15 protein-coding genes are annotated in these 17820 nt (G+C 35.8%); 13 read left to right on the top strand and 2 right to left on the bottom strand.

Features of this window, described 5'->3' with window-relative positions; all coding sequences use genetic code 11:
• Positions 1-49: 49 nt before the first annotated feature.
• Both AC4G3O_RS01865 and AC4G3O_RS01860 read left to right on the top strand, forming a co-directional pair.
• Positions 50-961: an ROK family protein gene (locus AC4G3O_RS01865; RefSeq protein ID WP_077248133.1), complete on the top strand. Its 912-nt coding sequence runs from the start codon at positions 50-52 to the stop codon at positions 959-961.
• An 80-nt stretch (positions 962-1041) separates the two neighbouring features.
• The gene (locus AC4G3O_RS01860) at positions 1042-2472 is read left to right on the top strand and encodes a glycoside hydrolase family 1 protein (RefSeq protein WP_066106940.1); all 1431 of its coding nucleotides are present in this window, start codon (positions 1042-1044) and stop codon (positions 2470-2472) included.
• Positions 2473-2787: 315 nt separating this feature from the next.
• On the opposite strand, the gene AC4G3O_RS01855 is transcribed toward AC4G3O_RS01860, so the two are convergent.
• The gene (locus AC4G3O_RS01855) at positions 2788-3135 is read right to left on the bottom strand and encodes a hypothetical protein (protein ID WP_491135734.1); all 348 of its coding nucleotides are present in this window, start codon (positions 3133-3135) and stop codon (positions 2788-2790) included.
• 173 nt (positions 3136-3308) lie between these two features.
• Here AC4G3O_RS01855 and AC4G3O_RS01850 point away from each other — a divergent pair, with 173 nt between their 5' ends.
• Positions 3309-3632: a hypothetical protein gene (locus AC4G3O_RS01850; protein ID WP_066103349.1), complete on the top strand. Its 324-nt coding sequence runs from the start codon at positions 3309-3311 to the stop codon at positions 3630-3632.
• Positions 3633-3678: 46 nt separating this feature from the next.
• The gene (locus AC4G3O_RS01845) at positions 3679-4236 is read left to right on the top strand and encodes a hypothetical protein (RefSeq protein WP_491135733.1); all 558 of its coding nucleotides are present in this window, start codon (positions 3679-3681) and stop codon (positions 4234-4236) included.
• A gap of 471 nt (positions 4237-4707) precedes the next feature.
• Here the strand turns inward: AC4G3O_RS01845 and AC4G3O_RS01840 are convergent, their stop codons facing one another.
• Entirely contained in the window at positions 4708-5910 is a 1203-nt protein-coding gene (locus AC4G3O_RS01840; protein WP_491135732.1) for an ROK family transcriptional regulator, read from the bottom strand.
• A 398-nt stretch (positions 5911-6308) separates the two neighbouring features.
• On the opposite strand from AC4G3O_RS01840, the gene AC4G3O_RS01835 reads away from it, so the two are divergent.
• The 9 genes from AC4G3O_RS01835 (at position 6309) to AC4G3O_RS01795 (ending at position 17729) form a co-directional block, all read left to right on the top strand.
• Positions 6309-7568, top strand: coding sequence for a PTS sugar transporter subunit IIC (locus tag AC4G3O_RS01835; protein ID WP_066104263.1), 1260 nt, complete (start codon positions 6309-6311; stop codon positions 7566-7568).
• Between the two features lie 230 nt (positions 7569-7798).
• The gene (locus AC4G3O_RS01830; protein ID WP_066103358.1) at positions 7799-8698 is read left to right on the top strand and encodes a DUF7916 family protein; all 900 of its coding nucleotides are present in this window, start codon (positions 7799-7801) and stop codon (positions 8696-8698) included.
• A gap of 163 nt (positions 8699-8861) precedes the next feature.
• Entirely contained in the window at positions 8862-9179 is a 318-nt protein-coding gene (locus AC4G3O_RS01825; protein WP_302621338.1) for a PTS sugar transporter subunit IIB, read from the top strand.
• Between the two features lie 42 nt (positions 9180-9221).
• Positions 9222-9542: a PTS sugar transporter subunit IIA gene (locus tag AC4G3O_RS01820; RefSeq protein ID WP_066103365.1), complete on the top strand. Its 321-nt coding sequence runs from the start codon at positions 9222-9224 to the stop codon at positions 9540-9542.
• 465 nt (positions 9543-10007) lie between these two features.
• Positions 10008-10709, top strand: coding sequence for an NAD(P)-dependent oxidoreductase (locus AC4G3O_RS01815; protein WP_262365969.1), 702 nt, complete (start codon positions 10008-10010; stop codon positions 10707-10709).
• A gap of 413 nt (positions 10710-11122) precedes the next feature.
• Entirely contained in the window at positions 11123-12295 is a 1173-nt protein-coding gene (locus AC4G3O_RS01810; protein ID WP_491135731.1) for an amino acid deaminase/aldolase, read from the top strand.
• Positions 12295-13602: a D-arabinono-1,4-lactone oxidase gene (locus AC4G3O_RS01805; RefSeq protein ID WP_491135934.1), complete on the top strand. Its 1308-nt coding sequence runs from the start codon at positions 12295-12297 to the stop codon at positions 13600-13602. Before AC4G3O_RS01810 ends, AC4G3O_RS01805 begins: the two co-directional genes overlap by 1 nt.
• Before the next feature lie 770 nt (positions 13603-14372).
• Entirely contained in the window at positions 14373-15932 is a 1560-nt protein-coding gene (locus tag AC4G3O_RS01800) for a response regulator (RefSeq protein WP_491135730.1), read from the top strand.
• 15 nt (positions 15933-15947) lie between these two features.
• On the top strand, positions 15948-17729 hold the full coding sequence (locus AC4G3O_RS01795; RefSeq protein WP_066103380.1) for a sensor histidine kinase: 1782 nt from the start codon (positions 15948-15950) through the stop codon (positions 17727-17729).
• Positions 17730-17820 lie beyond the last annotated feature (91 nt).

Genomic DNA, 17820 nt, shown 5'->3' with positions numbered 1-17820 from the left:
TATTGGATATGATAATTGTATGAAAAATTGGGTTGCTGGAGGTTATATAGTGAATTACTATGCGGTACTTGATGTTGGTGGCTCTGCCATTAAATATGCACTTATGGATGAAACGGGATGTTTTATTGAAAAATCCTCACTTCCAACTCCTAAAGAGAGTCTTACCGAATTTATAAATACAATTGATATGATCGTGAAGGATTTTAAAAATAAATATGTGATAAAAGGTCTGGCGGTGAGTATGCCTGGTGCGGTAAATATTGAAACCGGGATCATAGAGGGGATCACAGCACTCCCTTATATCCATGGCCCTAATATAAAAGAACTCCTTCAGGAACGGACAAATTTACCGGTAGAATTGGAGAATGACGCTAATTGTGCTGGTTTGGCGGAGGGCTGGATTGGTGCAGCAAAGGATGTACAGGATTATCTTTGTATAGTGATTGGCACCGGTATAGGCGGTGCCGTCGTACTCGATAAAAAAGTTCGGCATGGGAGAAATGGGTTTGCTGGAGAATTCGGATATATGAAGATGGAGGGCTATTTGGGAACACAACCAGCAGAAACCTATAGCACGTTGGCAGCCGTAGGAGGCTTGATCAAGCAGGTTGCTAAACGAAAAGAGAGAGACCCCGATACTTTTACCGGTAAGATGATCTTTGAGCTTGCTGAACAGGGTGACACAGAGGTACAGGAAGAGATTGATAAGTTTATGCGTCGGCTTGCTGTTGGCATATATAATCTACAATTTATTCTGGATCCGGATAAGATTTTGATTGGCGGTGCAATCAGTAATCGCGAAGCATTTATCGACAAGATTAATGAAACATTAAACGAAATGAAATATGAAACAGATGGATTAACGGTCAAAGTTGAAAAATGTCAGTTTGGAAATGATTCGAATCTAATTGGTGCTTTGTATCATTTTTTACAGCGGCAGAAGGACTCCATTTTGGTTTAAAGCTAGATTGGGAGAATGTCTAAGTGACTATGTTATAAAAGGAAAAGACAACATTCAGACGGAAGGGAGACTAAAGCGATATGTATAAAACATTAAAACCGTTTCCGACAGACTTTTTATGGGGAGCTGCTTCTGCTGCCTATCAAATTGAAGGTGCATGGGATATAGACGGAAAAGGGGTTAGTAATTGGGACCAATTTGTACGTATCCCGGGTAAGACATATAAAGGGACGACGGGAGATGTCGCAGTAGACCATTATCATCGTTATAAGGAAGATGTCCGTTTAATGGCAGAAATGGGTTTAAAGGCGTACCGTTTTTCTGTATCATGGCCGCGTATTTTTCCAAATGGAAGAGGTGAAATCAACGAGCAGGGACTCGCCTTTTATGATGATTTGATTAATGAGCTGCGAAAATATCAAATTGAGCCTATCTTAACCTTGTACCATTGGGATTTACCACAAGCACTTCAGGACGAATATGGCGGATGGGAGTCCAGAAGAATCATTGAGGATTTTACGAATTATAGTGTGGAATGTTTTAAACGCTTTGGAGATCGTGTGAAGTACTGGGTCAGCTTAAATGAACAAAATATTTTTACTCGCCATGGATATGATCAAGGTTCACATCCACCGGGTGTAAAGGATACAAAGTTATTCTACCAAGTGAATCATCACGCAAACCTGGCCAATGCCAGTGTCATCAAAGCATTCCGTCAATATGTCCCGGATGGACAGATTGGTCCGAGCTTTGCCTATGGTCCAGCTTACCCGGCATCTTCAAAGCCGGAAGATATTTTGGCTGCTGAGAATGCAGAGGAGTTGAATAGCCATTGGTGGATGGATATATATACTTGGGGAAAATACCCGAAGGCAGCATGGAACTACTTGGTTGAAGAAGGTCTTGCTCCTGAAGTGGAAGAGGAGGACTTTGTTTTATTAAGAGAAGGTAAGCCAGACTTTATGGGCTTAAACTATTACCAAAGCTCGACCTTTGAAGTCAATCCTTTAGAAGGCGGAGTGGGTGCCGGTGAAATGAATACAACCGGGATCAAAGGGACATCAAAGGATTCTGGAATTCCAGGACTATACAAAACTACGAAGAATCCAAACCTTGAACGGACGAATTGGGATTGGAATATTGATCCGCAAGGGCTGAGAACTGCGCTGCGCCGAATCACAAACCGATATGATTTGCCGATATTGATAAGTGAAAATGGACTCGGTGCATTTGATAAGGTAGAGGAACATGACCAAATCCATGATGATTACCGGATCGAGTACCTTCAGGCTCATGTGAAAGCAATTCAAGACGCCATTTCTGATGGTTCCGAAGTGATTGGCTATTGTGTCTGGTCTTTCACAGATTTACTAAGTTGGTTGAATGGTTTCCAAAAACGCTACGGGTTCGTCTATGTTAATCAGCACGAAGAAGGCACGCATGACTTACGCCGTATCAAAAAGGATAGCTTCTATTGGTACAAGCAAGTCATTGAATCGAATGGAATTTAGAGAAAGCGGAGGAATACTTCGCTTTCTTTTTTATGCAATCAATTAAGAGTTTTGTTTCTATTGCGATTAAAAAACTTCTGTATACATTTCTTTGAAAAAGTAAGTATATGAATTGAAGGTAAATAGGGTCGACGAAAGGCACAAAGTATATTTTTAAGGGCAAAAAAGCATTTATAATAGCTTTCATCGAAAATGATGGATTTAACTCAGTCTACTTGACCATGCAAATAATGCTTGTCTACATACAATATTTTATACCAACAAGAAAGGAGGAAATATCAATGAGTTCAATCAGAATTGAGGATTTACTTGCATTTATACAAGCTCAACTACAAAAGCAACAACAGCAACAATTAAGCAATCAAGAAAACGATCAAGATCAAGATCAAGATCAAGAAACAGATCAAGAAACAGACCAAGATCAAGACCAAGACCAAGACCAAGACCAAGACCAAGATCAAGACCAAGATCAAGATCAAGACCAAGACCAAGATCAAGACCAAGACCAAGATCAAGACCAAGATCAAGACCAAGATCAAGATCAAGATCAAGACCAAGACCAAGATCAAGACCAAGACCAAGAACAAAATCAACGAACTGAACAAAAATTCCATTTTGATGTGAAAAATGGTAACGCGTTTGTTCAAAATAGTGGTAATTCAAGGGCTAGAAAATAATTTAGCCAATGGTTGTATTATAAACCTTTTGCTAAATAAGTAACAGTATTGCTGGAAAACCTAGGAAACGTTAAGTTTCTTAGGTTTTTTTAGGTCCTGTATCTTTAGCCTATACAATAAGATAATACTTTCATACAAATATAAAGTGAGGTGATTTCCGTGGATGAAGGCCAAGAAAAGTTAATAAAAGATATGGTGGAAGAACAGGTTAAACAATATTTTGAGCAAATAGAAAATAATTTTTCCGCAGTATTAAAAAATGAAAATGGGAATGCAAGTGTTAAACAAAGTGGAAATGGTATTGTATATATTGATAATACTGGGATTGCCTATGCGATGATCTTATTTTATCAATATTTTATTGGAAAGAACGATGATAAGATAGATATCGATTCATTATTCATTAGATTAGATGCCTTATTAGATGAAAATCGTAAGTCATTTAAGGATTTGATTAAATCCATAAATAGTGAAGCTGATTAATTTTACGGTCCTAAGCAGACATAATGTTCTAAAAAGGAGGAGGGGGATGAATAAACAATTAATTAATTCAATTAAACCTGGACACATTTATGTCCTTTACTTTAAAAACGGAAAAAAAATAATACTGAAAATAACACATGTTAATAGTCGGAATGGATCTGTAAGAGGTTACGATTGTTTTGGTATGCAAATGATACTTTGTATTCATTGTATATATGGATTCGGAACATTAGCATCGTTTCCTAGGTTATGTCCTAAAATGGAAAAAAACAAAGGAATTCAAGATGTGAATGTGACACACAAATCAAATAAATCTTATGATGAATCACCATTAGAAAGTGAAAGAGTCATTGTACCCAATCCACCTTTAGATATTAAAGGCGAGAAAACAGCGGATGTAGATTTAATACAAGAACAAAATAATCCTTTGAGTTCAATAAAATATTCAAATAACAACAATCCTCAATCTATCCATAATTTGCCGAATAATATTAAACATGAGTCGATTATTGCAAAAGAAAGAAATACATTACTGTCTATAAAAATCATCAGTATTAATGGTAATTCAAGTATAGAAAAAAGTGGTGGATCAATTGCTGATTAAGATTGTATAATAATTTGTGAAGAGTTCGTTACCGCATATTGAAATTTTCATCAGACACCCACAAATGTTTGTTATGTTTATCTCATTTAGAGAAGAATAGACCAAGTCTTTCTCTTAAAATCCCTCATATAACGAATTTATGACGAATTCAATTATTTAGAAAAACAATAAAAGTATCATCTCAGATTGGTTATCAGGGTATCCACAGGGGAGTGACTTGCCAAAAAGGTAAGTCATTTTTATTTTAAAAAATACTCCTATACATTTATTAAAAGAGGCTGGGACAAAAGGTTTCCAGTAACTAAAAAAGCCGAACTATTATTAAATGCAGTGTTAGCATTATTTATAATAGTTCGGCTTTTTCTATTTAGATTAATAAAAATCCAATACATCATTCGGCTTTAGACATAATAAATTTAGTTATGTCCCAGCCTCTTTAATTAAGTATGAGCTACTTCTAATCTTTTCTTACTAGCTTTTTATTTTACCCTTTAACAAAAAGTTGGAGATAGCGAAACTGCATGCTCCAAGAGCGCCATTTATATCGGAATATTGTTTAAATGCAATGTCCCAAGTATGGCTGAGGGGAAGTAGAATGTTATTTTGATTTAAACAATGGCTAAGCAGATTGTTTAATACGGGTTCGTTAAATAGCTCTCCGTGTAAAATGATTTTATTTGTATCAATCAACATCGGTAAATTATTGATTGTAATAGACAGGTATTTAATGGCGTTATTAAGGATGTTGGTGACTCCTTCATCCCCCATTTTATAAGCACTTAAAATGGTTTCAATTGTGATGCTATGTTTATCTGGGGTTAATTGCCCCAAAAAAGTTGTATTCGAACTCTCATAAAGTATGCGGGATTTTTTTATAATCCAAGCCTCACTAGCGTATGTCTGCAAGCAGCCCCTTTTTCCACACTCACATAGTTCTCCGTCTGGGTGAACAATCGTATGACCTATTTCGCCTACCAAAAATTTGTTTTCTCCATAAGTATGTCCCTCATAAATATAAGAACAGAACATCCCTCTACTGACATGAAAGAAAATGAAATTATCATCTATATGATTCTTGCTGAATAGTCTCTCCGCGTTGGCCATACAATGAACATTATTTTTAAAGTAGATTGGTAATTCTACATTTTCCAGTAGAAGTCCTAGATTAAAGTTTTTCCAGTGTGTATTGTTGCTGTAAATGGTCTTACTTTTATCATTAAAATGTCCAGGCAATGCAATTCCGACGGCCTTTGGCTGATAGCTGTGATGACAATGAATAAAATGATTTAACTCCTCTATAAAATGAGCTTCTGTTAAAGCATCATTTTTATTTCCTGCATTAAACTTAATTACCTTCTCAGCATAGATTTTTCCGATATTATCACTTAGGCAAAACGAAAAATATTTTTCAGATAATTCACATCCAATATAAAAACTGTGATGTGCGGCAATATCTAAAAGAATCCGTTTACGTCCCGATTTATTATTTTCAGAAGAGTCTTCTCCTAATTCATAAATTAGGTTTTCTTTAAGTAAAGATCCAGTTATCTCACTAACTGTAGCAGGGGTAATACCTGTATGATTTGAAATCTCTATTCGTGAGATAGGACCATGGACATAAATTTTATCTAAAATTTTAGTACGCAGTTCTCTTTGTTTAGTTGTGAGTGTCATGATAATCTCCGTTCTTATTCTTATCTTAATTAATTATAAATTATAATTAATTTACTATTTAAAATCAATTTTCAAAAAACTTTTTCTTCCTTTATATATGGAAAGGTAAATGTGCGAAGTAAAAAAATACTAATACTATCAATAAATTGAAAATTCTTGATTGACAAAAGCGCTTTCATTAATTAGTGTTAAGATAGTTAATTATATTTTATTATTATTTAAATGATAAAAATAAGGTATTTTTATAGTCTTTGATAATAATTTATAAATAAAGGAAGATATTTTGATTTTCAAAGGAGGCTAAGAACGATACAAGGATTACTTATAAGATTAAAAGCATTCTATAAATGTAATTCATTTGGATATGAACCTTGAGGAGGAATTAAACAGTGAGCAAAATGAATGAACTGTTGGAAAATAAAATGATGCCCATTGCTGGAAAATTAGGTAGTAATAAATTTCTGATTGCTATACGAGATGGTATTACGTTTGCAATGCCGTTAATTATTATTGGCTCACTTTTTATGATTATAGCTAGTTTCCCGGTGCCAGGTTGGGAAGCATGGTTGGGTAAGATGGGAATCGCAGACTTTTTATGGAAAGGCACTGACAGTAGTTTTGGGTTAATTGGTTTAATAGCCAGTTTTGGGATTGCTTATAGTTTAACAAGGCAGTTTAATGTAGACGGAATCGGTTCAGGCATTATCTCATTGTCTGCATTTATTATTGCAACTCCATTTATTTCTTCTGATGCTGGAGCTGGAATGCCAATTGCTTATATGGGAGCGAAAGGTTTATTTATTGCTATAATTATGGGTTTGCTTAATGGCTATATATATCAATGGTTCATTAATCGTAATATTCAGATTAAACTTCCGGAAAGCGTTCCGCCAGCTGTAGCCAGAAGCTTCAGTGCCATTATTCCGGGTGCAGTAATTATAACGATGTGGTTAATTATTTATTCTATTCTAAGTACGTTTGATTTACCAAATGTACATGACATTGCGCAAGTCATCTTAGGTAAACCATTAGGGTTATTGGGAAATAACGTTTTTGGTACAATCATCGTGGTAGGTCTCAATAGTTTATTCTGGTTTGTTGGTATCCATGGAGGTAATGTAGTTAACTCAGTTATGCAGCCTGTATGGATTGCCAACTTAGATGAAAATCGTGTGGCTTATCAAGCTGGTCAAGAATTACAAAATATTATTACACTACCCTTTATGGATAACTTCGTCTATATTGGCGGGGGCGGAGCTACGATTGGTTTAGTTTTAGTTCTCGGATATTTAGCACGTAAAAAGAAAACGAGCAAACAAACAAAAGCATTGGCACCGATTACCGTTGTACCAGGTTTATTTAATATTAATGAACCGACTATGTTTGGTATACCAGTAGTATTGAATGTAATGTTGTTCATTCCATTTATTCTTGCTCCAATGATAAATGTAGTGGTCACGTATTTAGCAATGGCCTCGGGTTTAGTACCGTTAACTAGAGCAGCAGCCTCCTGGACAATGCCTCCAATATTCAGTGGATTTTTAGTTACAGGTGATATAAGCGGGGCGATTTTGCAGATTGTTTTAATAATACTGGATATCTTACTTTACTTGCCATTCGTTTTAGCTGTTGAAAAGCGTTTCAAATCGCAAGAATAGTTTGACTATATAAAGTTACTGAACTACTAATTTATCTTTTGATTTGTTCTCAATGATACTAAAAAATATAGGGATCAAATGATAGTTCCAATGCAAATAATGATTCTTGATTAATTAAGAATGAAAACATACTCTGGGCTACCACTATTAATGAAGAGATTGAAGTGTAAAAGTATGAATGATCAGGATTAGTGGATTAGTTCAAAAAAGCAATGAAGGGGACTTTAAAAATGAAAAAACGATTAATCAGTGCAAATGCATCAGAAATATTGGAAATGACTGCAGTAGAGTTGAAGCAAAGTATTAAAGCATGCGAAGGACGCGTTATTATGTCTGAAAATGTTGCGGTTCGTGAACCTTATATTGAAGATATTACAAATGCAGAAATTGCCCGCTCGTTTGGAGCAGACTTAATTCTCTTGAATGGTGTTGATGTGCTTTCGCCACATATTGCAGGATTAGAAAACGAAGAAGGTTCATTCGTAGAGGCACTTCACCGATTGGTCGGCCGTCCTATTGGTGTTAATCTAGAGCCAGTGGACAATTCAGCGAATATGGCAGAAGAAAGATTAATCATTTCAAAAGGTCGTCAAGCTAATCTAGAAACCATACAGGAAATTGAAAAATTAGGACTTGATTTTGTATGTTTTACAGGAAATCCTGGCACGGGTGTAACAAATGAGCAGATCCAAAAAACGATACAGCTTGCTAAAGAACATTTCTCGGGATTAATTATCGCAGGAAAAATGCATGGAGCAGGAGTGGATGAGCCAGTTGCAGATGCAGAAGTGGTGAAAGGTTATATTGATTCAGGTGCAGATATTATTTTAGTTCCTGCAGTGGGGACTGTTCCAGGCTTTGATGATGAAGAACTAAAGAAGATTGTAAAAAGTGCCCATCAACATGGTGCCCTTGTTTTATCTGCTATTGGTACAAGCCAAGAAAGTTCTGATGAAGACACGGTTAAACAAATTGCTATCCGGAATAAAATTTGTGGGGTGGATATTCAACATATCGGTGACGCGGGGTACGCCGGTCTTGCTCCTGTAGAAAATATATTTGCGATGAGTAAAGCTATTCGTGGTATTCGGCATACAGTCTCTATGGTTGCTCGTTCTATCAATAGGTAAGGCTCATATACTTAGTTTACTAGACAATAGAGGCATAAGCCCAATGCCTTGCCTGCTATAGTTCGTTATTTTCATTGGAAGAAATTTGCGTGAACAGATATTTATATATCCTTATTAACTGACATCTTTAAACTAAAGAATGAAATCAAAGGAGGAACTAACAGTGAAAACTATTATGTTAGTATGTGCAGCAGGAATGAGTACAAGTTTATTAGTGACAAAAATGCAAAAGGCAGCAGAAGTGCGTGGAATCCAAGCTGATATTTTTGCCCAATCAGCACAAGAAATGGAATTTACTCTCGAACAGAAAAATGTAGATGTATTGTTATTAGGACCTCAAGTGAAATATATGCAAAATCAAATTGAATCAAAACTGGTCGGGAAAAACATTCCTGTAGCAGCAATTAATATGCAATATTACGGTATGATGAATGGTGAAAAGGTCCTTGATCAAGCACTGCAAATAATTGAAAACAAGTAATAAAAGGATAGCTGTTAATGGAAGGCGAGAAGGGGGGATACTATGTCATTAGAAGCAAATGATTACTATACTGTGGCGTTTAAGATTATTAGTAACGTAGGTGCGGCTAAAAGCTTAGTAATGGAAGCGCTTTATGCGGCGAAAGAAGGAAAATATGAATTAGCAGAAGAAAAGTTAGCTGAATCAAAACATTTCTTTGTAGAAGGTCATAAAACGCACGCCTCTTTAATTCAAAGAGAGGCAAATGGAGAAAAGCTTGAGTTCTCGCTTATATTTATGCATGCGGAAGACCAGATAATGAGTGTTGATACGATTACAATTCTAGTTACAGAAATGATTGAACTATATAAGCGTACAGCATAGAAGATGTGGACTGCTTACAAATTTGCATACATTTAAAATAGCTGAAATACACATAGCCACAAAAAGGGCTATGTGTATTTCGGCTTATATTTAGTTACGGTTTTTTTAAACCCAGTTTGTATAAAAGATTTCTTCTAAATCACATCGTTCCCAGATATGGACACTAGAGTAGTGCGGAAATAGGCTGGCACTGGATGTTCTAGTCCGATTATTATCGTAGTAGATTAAAGGAGTACTAAATATGGAAAGAATCCCTAATTGAATACCCTAGCATACGATTTTACGCTAGTCATTTTGAGCTATTCTACTATAATGAACGTCACTGATAAAGAATTGTTTTTATAAGTAGTGAAAATTGATAAAACCAACAGATAATTATATGATTATATTAAATAGTCAATCAAGTGTAAGTAGGTATGTTTAATACAGAGAACAATCCATAGTTTTCCTTAGAATGACTCAGGAATGGATAAAAGTATTGGTCCAAGAAATGTGCAGTGGGCATTCTGGGAATGTTGGGATGATAATAAGAAAGGGTGGTGGATTGTTATGAAAATTATCGTGTTTGGTGCAACAGGTGGTGTAGGTCAATCTGTTGTGCGTCAAGGAGTTGAGGCTGGTTTTGAGGTGACGGCGTTTGTACGTACTCCGGCCAAGCTAGACTTTTCCCATGAAAATTTAAAGATTATACAAGGAAATGCTTTTAATCTAGCGGAAGTAACAGAAGCGATTGCAGGTCATGATGCTGTTATATCTTGCTTAGGCTCGAATCAAGGGATGAAAAAATCAATCGAGCTTCAAGAGATGATAAAAAATATTGTTACTGGTATGAAGGAGCAACATGTAGAGCGGATTATCTACACTGCATCTGCGGGAGTCCATAAAGAATTAACAGGGCTAAGTGGTAAATTGGTCATGAGAATGCTTAAGAATCCTCTAATTGATCATCGGGCTGCAGTTGAATATATTCAATCACATGGATTGAACTACACCATTGTTCGACCGATGGGGCTAACGAATCATACCTTTACAGGAAAGTATAGAGAATCTGCAACAAGTGTACCAGAGAAATCAAGATCAATACCGCGTGCTGACGTCGCACATTTTATCTTAAAAGCATTAAAGGATAGCCGTTATGAACATACGTCAATCGGCATCTCTACTTGAGTTCCAAAACACGTTCGTTTTAACAAACTGAGAGGGTCAGGGTGTTAATCTTAAACTACTCAGTACTGTGTATATTATTAACTATTACTTTAATGGGAGATTCAAAAATTCCCGCTAGATACATTACAGCAACTGCATTATAAGTAAGAGCATGGGTATGTTTGTTTATTAAAACTTCCTATATTAAGTCTAAAGCCATTGATGAGTTCACTATATCAATGGCTTTTTTAACTCCATGAAAAAGTATTGGTAACACCCTTAAAAAACATCTACCGCTATAATATAAGATAAACTTTTTATGCGTTTATCTTTCCTTGAAAACGTAATTGTTATAATAAGTCTGAATATTTTGAATAAGTTCTATTTTTAATCATGCTCCTCGTTTATTATGAGAATGAGAGGTGGTGGTGTTAGTGGTGCTATATGAATTATCAAAGGAGTTATCTTATCCAGCCCTTTTGCTGGATTTAGATGCTTTAGATCAAAATTGCAGGAGAATCGCTGAAAAAGCAAATGGAAAAACGATCAGAATTGCTACTAAATCGATACGGTCTATTCCAGTTTTAAAAAGAATTCTCCAATCCAATCCTGTCTATAAAGGAGTAATGTGTTATAGCCCCTATGAAGCTATTTTTCTTGCAGAACAAGGCATTGAGGATATCCTGATAGGTTATCCATGCTGGGATTCCAAACCTCTTAGCAAAATAGCTGAACTAAATGGAAAAGGTCATCAAATTTCCTGTATGGTCGATTCCTTTGAACAGATTAAACATTTAAATGCGATTGCTAAGGAAGCAAATGGATTTTTTTATTTATGCATCGATATTGATATGAGCACCACATTTGGTAATCTCCATTTTGGAGTAAGACTTTCCCCATTAAAAACAGAAGAAGGCGTGATTCAGCTAGTACGAATTATACAGGAATATCCATCGCTAAAGCTTCTGGGAATCATGGGTTATGAAGCACAAATAGCTGGGGTAGGTGATCATTTGCCATCTCAGAGGCTTAAAAATATGGCTGTTGCTTTTATGAAAAAGAAATCAATTGATAAAATCAAACGGCGAAGGGAGAGGATTGTTCAATCTCTTAAGAGTGAGGGTGTACAATTAGTATTTGTTAATGGAGGAGGAACGGGAAGTCTTGAAACTACATCAAAAGAAGAGGTTGTTACGGAACTGACAGCGGGATCAGGTTTCTATGCTCCTTTGTTGTTTGATTATTACCGAAATTTTCGCTTCACACCTGCCTTATATTTCGCATTGCCAGTCGTTAGAAAACCAACTCCAAATATTTATACTTGTCTTGGAGGTGGATATGTCTCATCTGGAGTGCATGGTCAGGATAAGGTGCCATTGCCTATTTACCCGCCGGGTGGTAAATTATTGTCATTTGAAGGAGCTGGGGAGGTGCAAACCCCTGTTTATTATGAAAAGGAAACGTTGGAAATTGGAGATGTCATTATCTTCAGGGCAGCGAAAGCTGGAGAAATTTGTGAACGGTTTAATGAAATCATTTGTCTTGCTAATCAACAAATCGTTGATCGATTTCTTACCTATCGGGGGGAAGGGAAATGCTTTCTGTAATGAAGACGATACAAGGCAAACGATGGAGAAATTGGTCTCAAACATGTGAAAGTATCCCGGAAAAAATCCTGTATCCATCCTCAATTGAGGAGGTTGCTTCAATCGTTAAAGAAGCGTCGAAACAAGAGAAAAGAATCAGAGTTGTAGGAGCTGGGCATTCATTTACGAGTTTAGTGAAAACGAATGATTGGCTCATATCTCTTGATTTACTTAGTGGAATTGAACAACTCGATGAGGCAGCCAGTGCAGTTACCGTCTTGGGTGGTACCCGGTTATTTCAATTAGGAGAAGCGCTTGGACAAGAAGGATATTCTCAGGAAAATTTAGGCGACATCAATGTCCAAAGTATTGCGGGTGCTATTTCAACTGGAACGCATGGAACTGGACTGAAGTTTGGTAATATTCCAACCCAAGTAGTAGAAATCGTCATTGTTACAGCATCTGGAGATGTTCTTACCGTCTCCGAGGAACAAAATCCTCAATACTTCAAGGCTTGTCTCATATCGCTTGGAGTTCTTGGAATCATTGTAAAAGTAAAACTGAAGATAATTAAAACACTTATATATGAATACAGAAGTGAAAGAAAAGAATATCCACTTTTTGAGCAACAGCTTGAATGCTATATCAATGAAAACCGTCACTTTGAATTTTTTCTATTCCCATATTCAGATTGTGTACAAGTTAAAACGATGAATATTACGAATCGTAAACCAAAGGGTTTATTCTTTCATAACTTAAAAAATCTCATTTTTGAAAACTATTTATTTTTTGTACTGTCAGAGGTATGTCGTGTGTTACCAAGGAGCAGTCAAACCATAAGCAGAATATCTGCAAAGGCCGTAGGAACAACAACCATTACGGCAAAAAGCTATGAGATTTTTGCTAGTCCAAGACTTGTGAAGTTCAGGGAAATGGAATATTGTATTCCACTTCATTACTTTAAGCCGGCCATTCAAGAGATTCGGAAGTGTATTGAAGTAAAGAAGCATAAGGTTCATTTTCCGATAGAATGCAGGACGGTCAAGGCAGACGACATTTGGTTTAGTCCTTCTTATCAGAGAGATTCCGCCTATATTGCTTTCCATATGTATAAAGGCACGCCATATGAAGAATATTTTCAAGAGATGGAAGCGATTATGCGGAAGTATGAAGGAAGACCACATTGGGGTAAAATGCATAGCCTAGGTAAAAAAGAATTATATTCCTGCTACCCCAAACTGCCGGATTTTCAAGCCATAAGGTATGAACTTGACCCGCAAGGAATTTTCCTAAACGACTATATTAAAAAGATAATTATTGATGAATAAGAGAATGGCCTTACTATAATCTAATTCTTCTTTACAAGTGAAATGGCGGCCAGATGTTCAGCAAGAGGAGGGTACGGAATCAGTGGTATGCTCCCTACCGCTACTAAGTATAGTTGCCTATCAAGTGAAATCTTCAACACCTATCAAACAGAAAAAAAGCTGGAGTCCGATTCGATGTTATCGGATCGGGCTGTTTCGTTTGCTATATTGCTGCTATTCTTGTATGTTCCTCAATTACTCGGAAGTTTCCACTTTATTTGGAACAATAGAGTCCCCGTTGTAATGCAAAAAGGAGTGCCTTTCCAAAATGTCGAAATAAGTATGTTATCAGACAAACACTAAGACCCTAATAACAACCTGCTTAAATGTTTTTTTTCACGAGTGGTTTCGACTTGTTTTTCCATGAATTGACAAAAACTACATTTTAGACTGCCTGTCGAACTTTATTATGCCGCTGATATCACTCAAGGTAATTTTGAATCAATAAAAGCATTTCAGCAATAAAAAGAGACTTATCATACAGAGAACCAGAATTTATAATTTAAGGTATAATACGGAAACTTCTATTCCATCAGAGGCAGCTATTTGAAGCGTCCTAACTAGGATAAGTTACTCCTTTGTTCTTAAAAAGGTATAAAATATACAGCTTCATTAAGCTATTTCTGTAGGTATTATCATAGAAGATATGGTAGCAACAACTAATGTTACTACTTAAAAGCTTATAAATAATAAATTGAACGATTAAAGTTGTCAGCATTTGGAGGTAGATTATGGTAAAAGACGATGGAATTTGCAGAATACTGATTGTAGATGATGAAATACTAATTAGACAGGGAATTAAGCATTATTTAGATTGGGAGTCTGAAGGTTTTCAAATCGTTGGAGAAGCTTCAAATGGTCAGGAAGCATTGGAAATGATAGAAGTTTTGAGTCCGCAAATCATTATTACAGACATCGTCATGCCTATCATGAATGGAGAAGAATTAACACGAGTCGTTAAAGAAAAATATCCCCAAATAGAGGTCATTATCCTGAGCAGTTATGGCGAATTTGACTATGTACGCTCGGCCTTTCAATGTGGAGTGGTCGATTATATTTTAAAACCAAAGCTCGAGGCGCAAAGTCTATTAAAAGTTTTAAAAACCGCTGTTAAAAGAATACCAGGTTTTCAATCAAGGGAAAAGGAACTGAATGTAAGTCTATCTATCGATCAAATTATCAACAGGTTAGTTTTAGGGTATGATGTACATTTTGATTCAAAACAGATTATTAGAGCTTTTCCTTACAGTCATTACAGTTTATTGGGTGTGGACTTAAAAAAACACCCATCCAAGGGTGCTGCTGAATTTTTAATTCAAGTCAAAACTAAGGTTGAAAACGTATTCAACAAAAAGATAAGCGAGGTCTCTTACTATTCTTTTAACTATGATCCGCATATCATTGTATTTCTTTTGAATACAAATCAAGATCATATGACAAGGGTTAAGGATGTTGCTAATCAATTGGCAGCTTCACAGGTCGCATGTGGTTTTGCTTTAACGGAGGGATTCCAAAGTTTTGGTCAATTAGCAGGAATTTTAAAGAACAGCCTTCTAAAACTGTTAAACTATCGCTTTTATTTTCCTGATATCTTAGTTCTAACTGAACGATCTTTACCTAAGACTGTACATAGGAGTGAAAAATTCAATCTGGATTGGTTTACAGAAGAGTTCAGAAATAAGCACTTTGATTCGGCTTTTCACTATTTAAGGAATCATGCCCTAAAATTATCTAATTGTTTTTTTGTGGATGTTTTCGAGTATAAATCATTTATCAGTAACATCATATTTAACATTACAATCCTCCTTGGCAATATGAATTATGATATCAAAGAGCTTGAACAAAGCAGGTACTCGTTTTTCAAGCTCATTGATGAAGCACATTCTGTAAATGAGACAATTAAACTTTTGGATTGTTTTATTGAGGAAGCGAATAAATGCATATTCTTAATGGAAAATCGAGCAGAGAATATCACTATGAAGAAGTTTATGGACTACATTAAGAGTCATTATGCAGAGCCGCTTACCTTAACCGATGTGGCTACTTATTTTCATTTTAATCCTTCTTATATTTCAAGCTATTTTACAACTCATAATCATGAAGGATTTATAGATTCTTTGAATAGAATCCGGATTGAAGAGGCATGTAAGCTACTCCTTAACGAAACAGCTACTATCGCAGAAATAAGTGAAATGGTCGGTTTCTCGGAGCATAGCTATTTTTGCAAAGTATTTAAAAAAATAAAGGGGATGTCCCCTAGTCAATACAAAAGAAAACAATTTATAGGATAAGGGACGTGATTAAATATGAGACTTATACCCGAGCGATTTAAACACCACACTTTATTTATTACGATTTCCCTTATCACCTTCACCATTATCATTCTTGTTTCTGTGACGATTACATGGACAACAATTCGCATGTCGGAGGAATTCTTTTTTGAAAAATTCAGTATTACGAATGCGAAAATAATAAACGAAATAAAAGAACGCTTTGAGTCTTTTCATTATTCTATTGTCATTGCGTCAAATAATATTTTACAAAGCGGCACAATTAAGACCAACCTAACTGAGGAGCAAACGAATGCTCAAAAAATGATCTCATTTTATACGATGGGGGAATATATTAAACAAATTCAATCGAATATTGAAGCTTACGAGCTTGAAATCATCGTTAAAGGAGAAAATGGGGTTACCTTAACGACCAATCGTACCCACTGGCCGATATCTGATCAGGAGCTTAATGAAAGTATCTTAACAAGCAATACATTTAAAGAACCGAAACGGCTTCTGTATCAATATGATGAACGTAAGAGCGAAACGAGAAGTATTGAGGATAGAAGGTATGTTGTAGCTACAAAAGCGTTAATGGATCGACTTTCCGGTACTGTTTATGGCTCCATGTATTTTTCTTATAGGGAAAGTGAATTCAAAAAGGTCTATTCCAACTATACTAGCCCTGGGAATGATATTTTCATTATTGATAAATCAGGGAGGATTGTTTCCAGTAACCAGTCTCAATTTATTGGGCAAAAGGAAGTGGAACTCCTTCGGTATGCGAAAGAGAGTAAAAACAACTCAAATAATTATATGATTGGTAGTTTTAAAGGGAAGGATCAGGTCATTTTTGTAGAAGCACTTCCCTCTTTTGATATGTATTTATTTAATATTATTGATAAAGAAAAGACATTTGGAAATTTAATTGATAAGAGAAAAATTGTATTGATCTCGCTAGGGATTGTTTTGATAGGTCTGGTCAGTATATTTTTCGTATCAAAAAGATTGACTAATTCTTTATCAAGACTTGTTAGACAGATTGAAAATGCGCCAAAATCTAAATTTCGTCAAAACGTGGCTGTTTTAGGTACATATGAAACGAGGCAAATCGGAAATGCTTTTAATTCCATGCTGGATGAGCTGCATGAATATGTTGAGCAGTTAATGCTGTCGCAAAAACAGAAACGGAATGCGGAGCTGGCAGCCCTGCAGCGACAAATCAATCCACATTTCTTGTACAATACATTAGCTTCCATTAAATTTATGGTTCAGCAAGACCGCAAGGAAGATACGGAAGCTATGATTACTGCTTTGATTTCCTTACTTCAAAATACAATAGGCAATGTGAATGAAACGGTTACTGTTAAACAGGAACTGGATAATTTGAAAAACTATGTCTTCATTAATCAAAAACGTTATGGAAATAAAATACATGTAAGCTATATGGTTTCGCCAGATTGTATGGATTTTCATCTGCCTAAGCTAATTCTTCAACCTTTTATGGAAAATTCATTTTTCCATGGGTTCAATCGTAAAGCGGGGGGATCTATCCATGTCCTTATTTGGCAGGAAGAGAACAACCTGATTTGTGAAGTAGTAGATAATGGTGACGGAATAGCGGATGAGCAAGGTGAAAATCTTCCTAATCAAACGTACAAACGACAGCTTTTCTCAGGAATCGGTGTTAGGAATGTTCATGAGCGTATTCAACTTATATATGGAGAAGAATATGGAGTAACCATTTCCAGCAAACAGGGAGAAGGAACAAAGGTACGGATTATCATTCCTTCTCATATGGAACAAAAATCGTAATAAAATCTAAAGATATTCCAAATTCCCAAAAATGAATACGCTTTCAATTGGCAAAAATAATACAAGTTTACGAAAATATCTTCCTATCGAG

The organism is Bacillus sp. z14 (2026) (genome assembly GCF_058313575.1).
This window is presented reverse-complemented; position numbering and strand designations above follow the sequence as displayed.

Bases quoted from the DNA above. Each gene is read 5' to 3' on its own strand.
- AC4G3O_RS01860 (WP_066106940.1), top strand. From the start codon at position 1,042: ATGTATAAAACATTAAAACCGTTTCCGACAGACTTTTTATGGGGAGCT.
- AC4G3O_RS01845 (WP_491135733.1), top strand. From the start codon at position 3,679: ATGAATAAACAATTAATTAATTCAATTAAACCTGGACACATTTATGTC.
- AC4G3O_RS01840 (WP_491135732.1), bottom strand. From the start codon at position 5,910: ATGACACTCACAACTAAACAAAGAGAACTGCGTACTAAAATTTTAGAT.
- AC4G3O_RS01835 (WP_066104263.1), top strand. From the start codon at position 6,309: ATGAATGAACTGTTGGAAAATAAAATGATGCCCATTGCTGGAAAATTA.
- AC4G3O_RS01830 (WP_066103358.1), top strand. From the start codon at position 7,799: ATGAAAAAACGATTAATCAGTGCAAATGCATCAGAAATATTGGAAATG.
- AC4G3O_RS01820 (WP_066103365.1), top strand. From the start codon at position 9,222: ATGTCATTAGAAGCAAATGATTACTATACTGTGGCGTTTAAGATTATT.
- AC4G3O_RS01815 (WP_262365969.1), top strand. From the start codon at position 10,008: ATGGATAAAAGTATTGGTCCAAGAAATGTGCAGTGGGCATTCTGGGAA.
- AC4G3O_RS01805 (WP_491135934.1), top strand. From the start codon at position 12,295: ATGAAGACGATACAAGGCAAACGATGGAGAAATTGGTCTCAAACATGT.
- AC4G3O_RS01800 (WP_491135730.1), top strand. From the start codon at position 14,373: ATGGTAAAAGACGATGGAATTTGCAGAATACTGATTGTAGATGATGAA.
- AC4G3O_RS01795 (WP_066103380.1), top strand. From the start codon at position 15,948: ATGAGACTTATACCCGAGCGATTTAAACACCACACTTTATTTATTACG.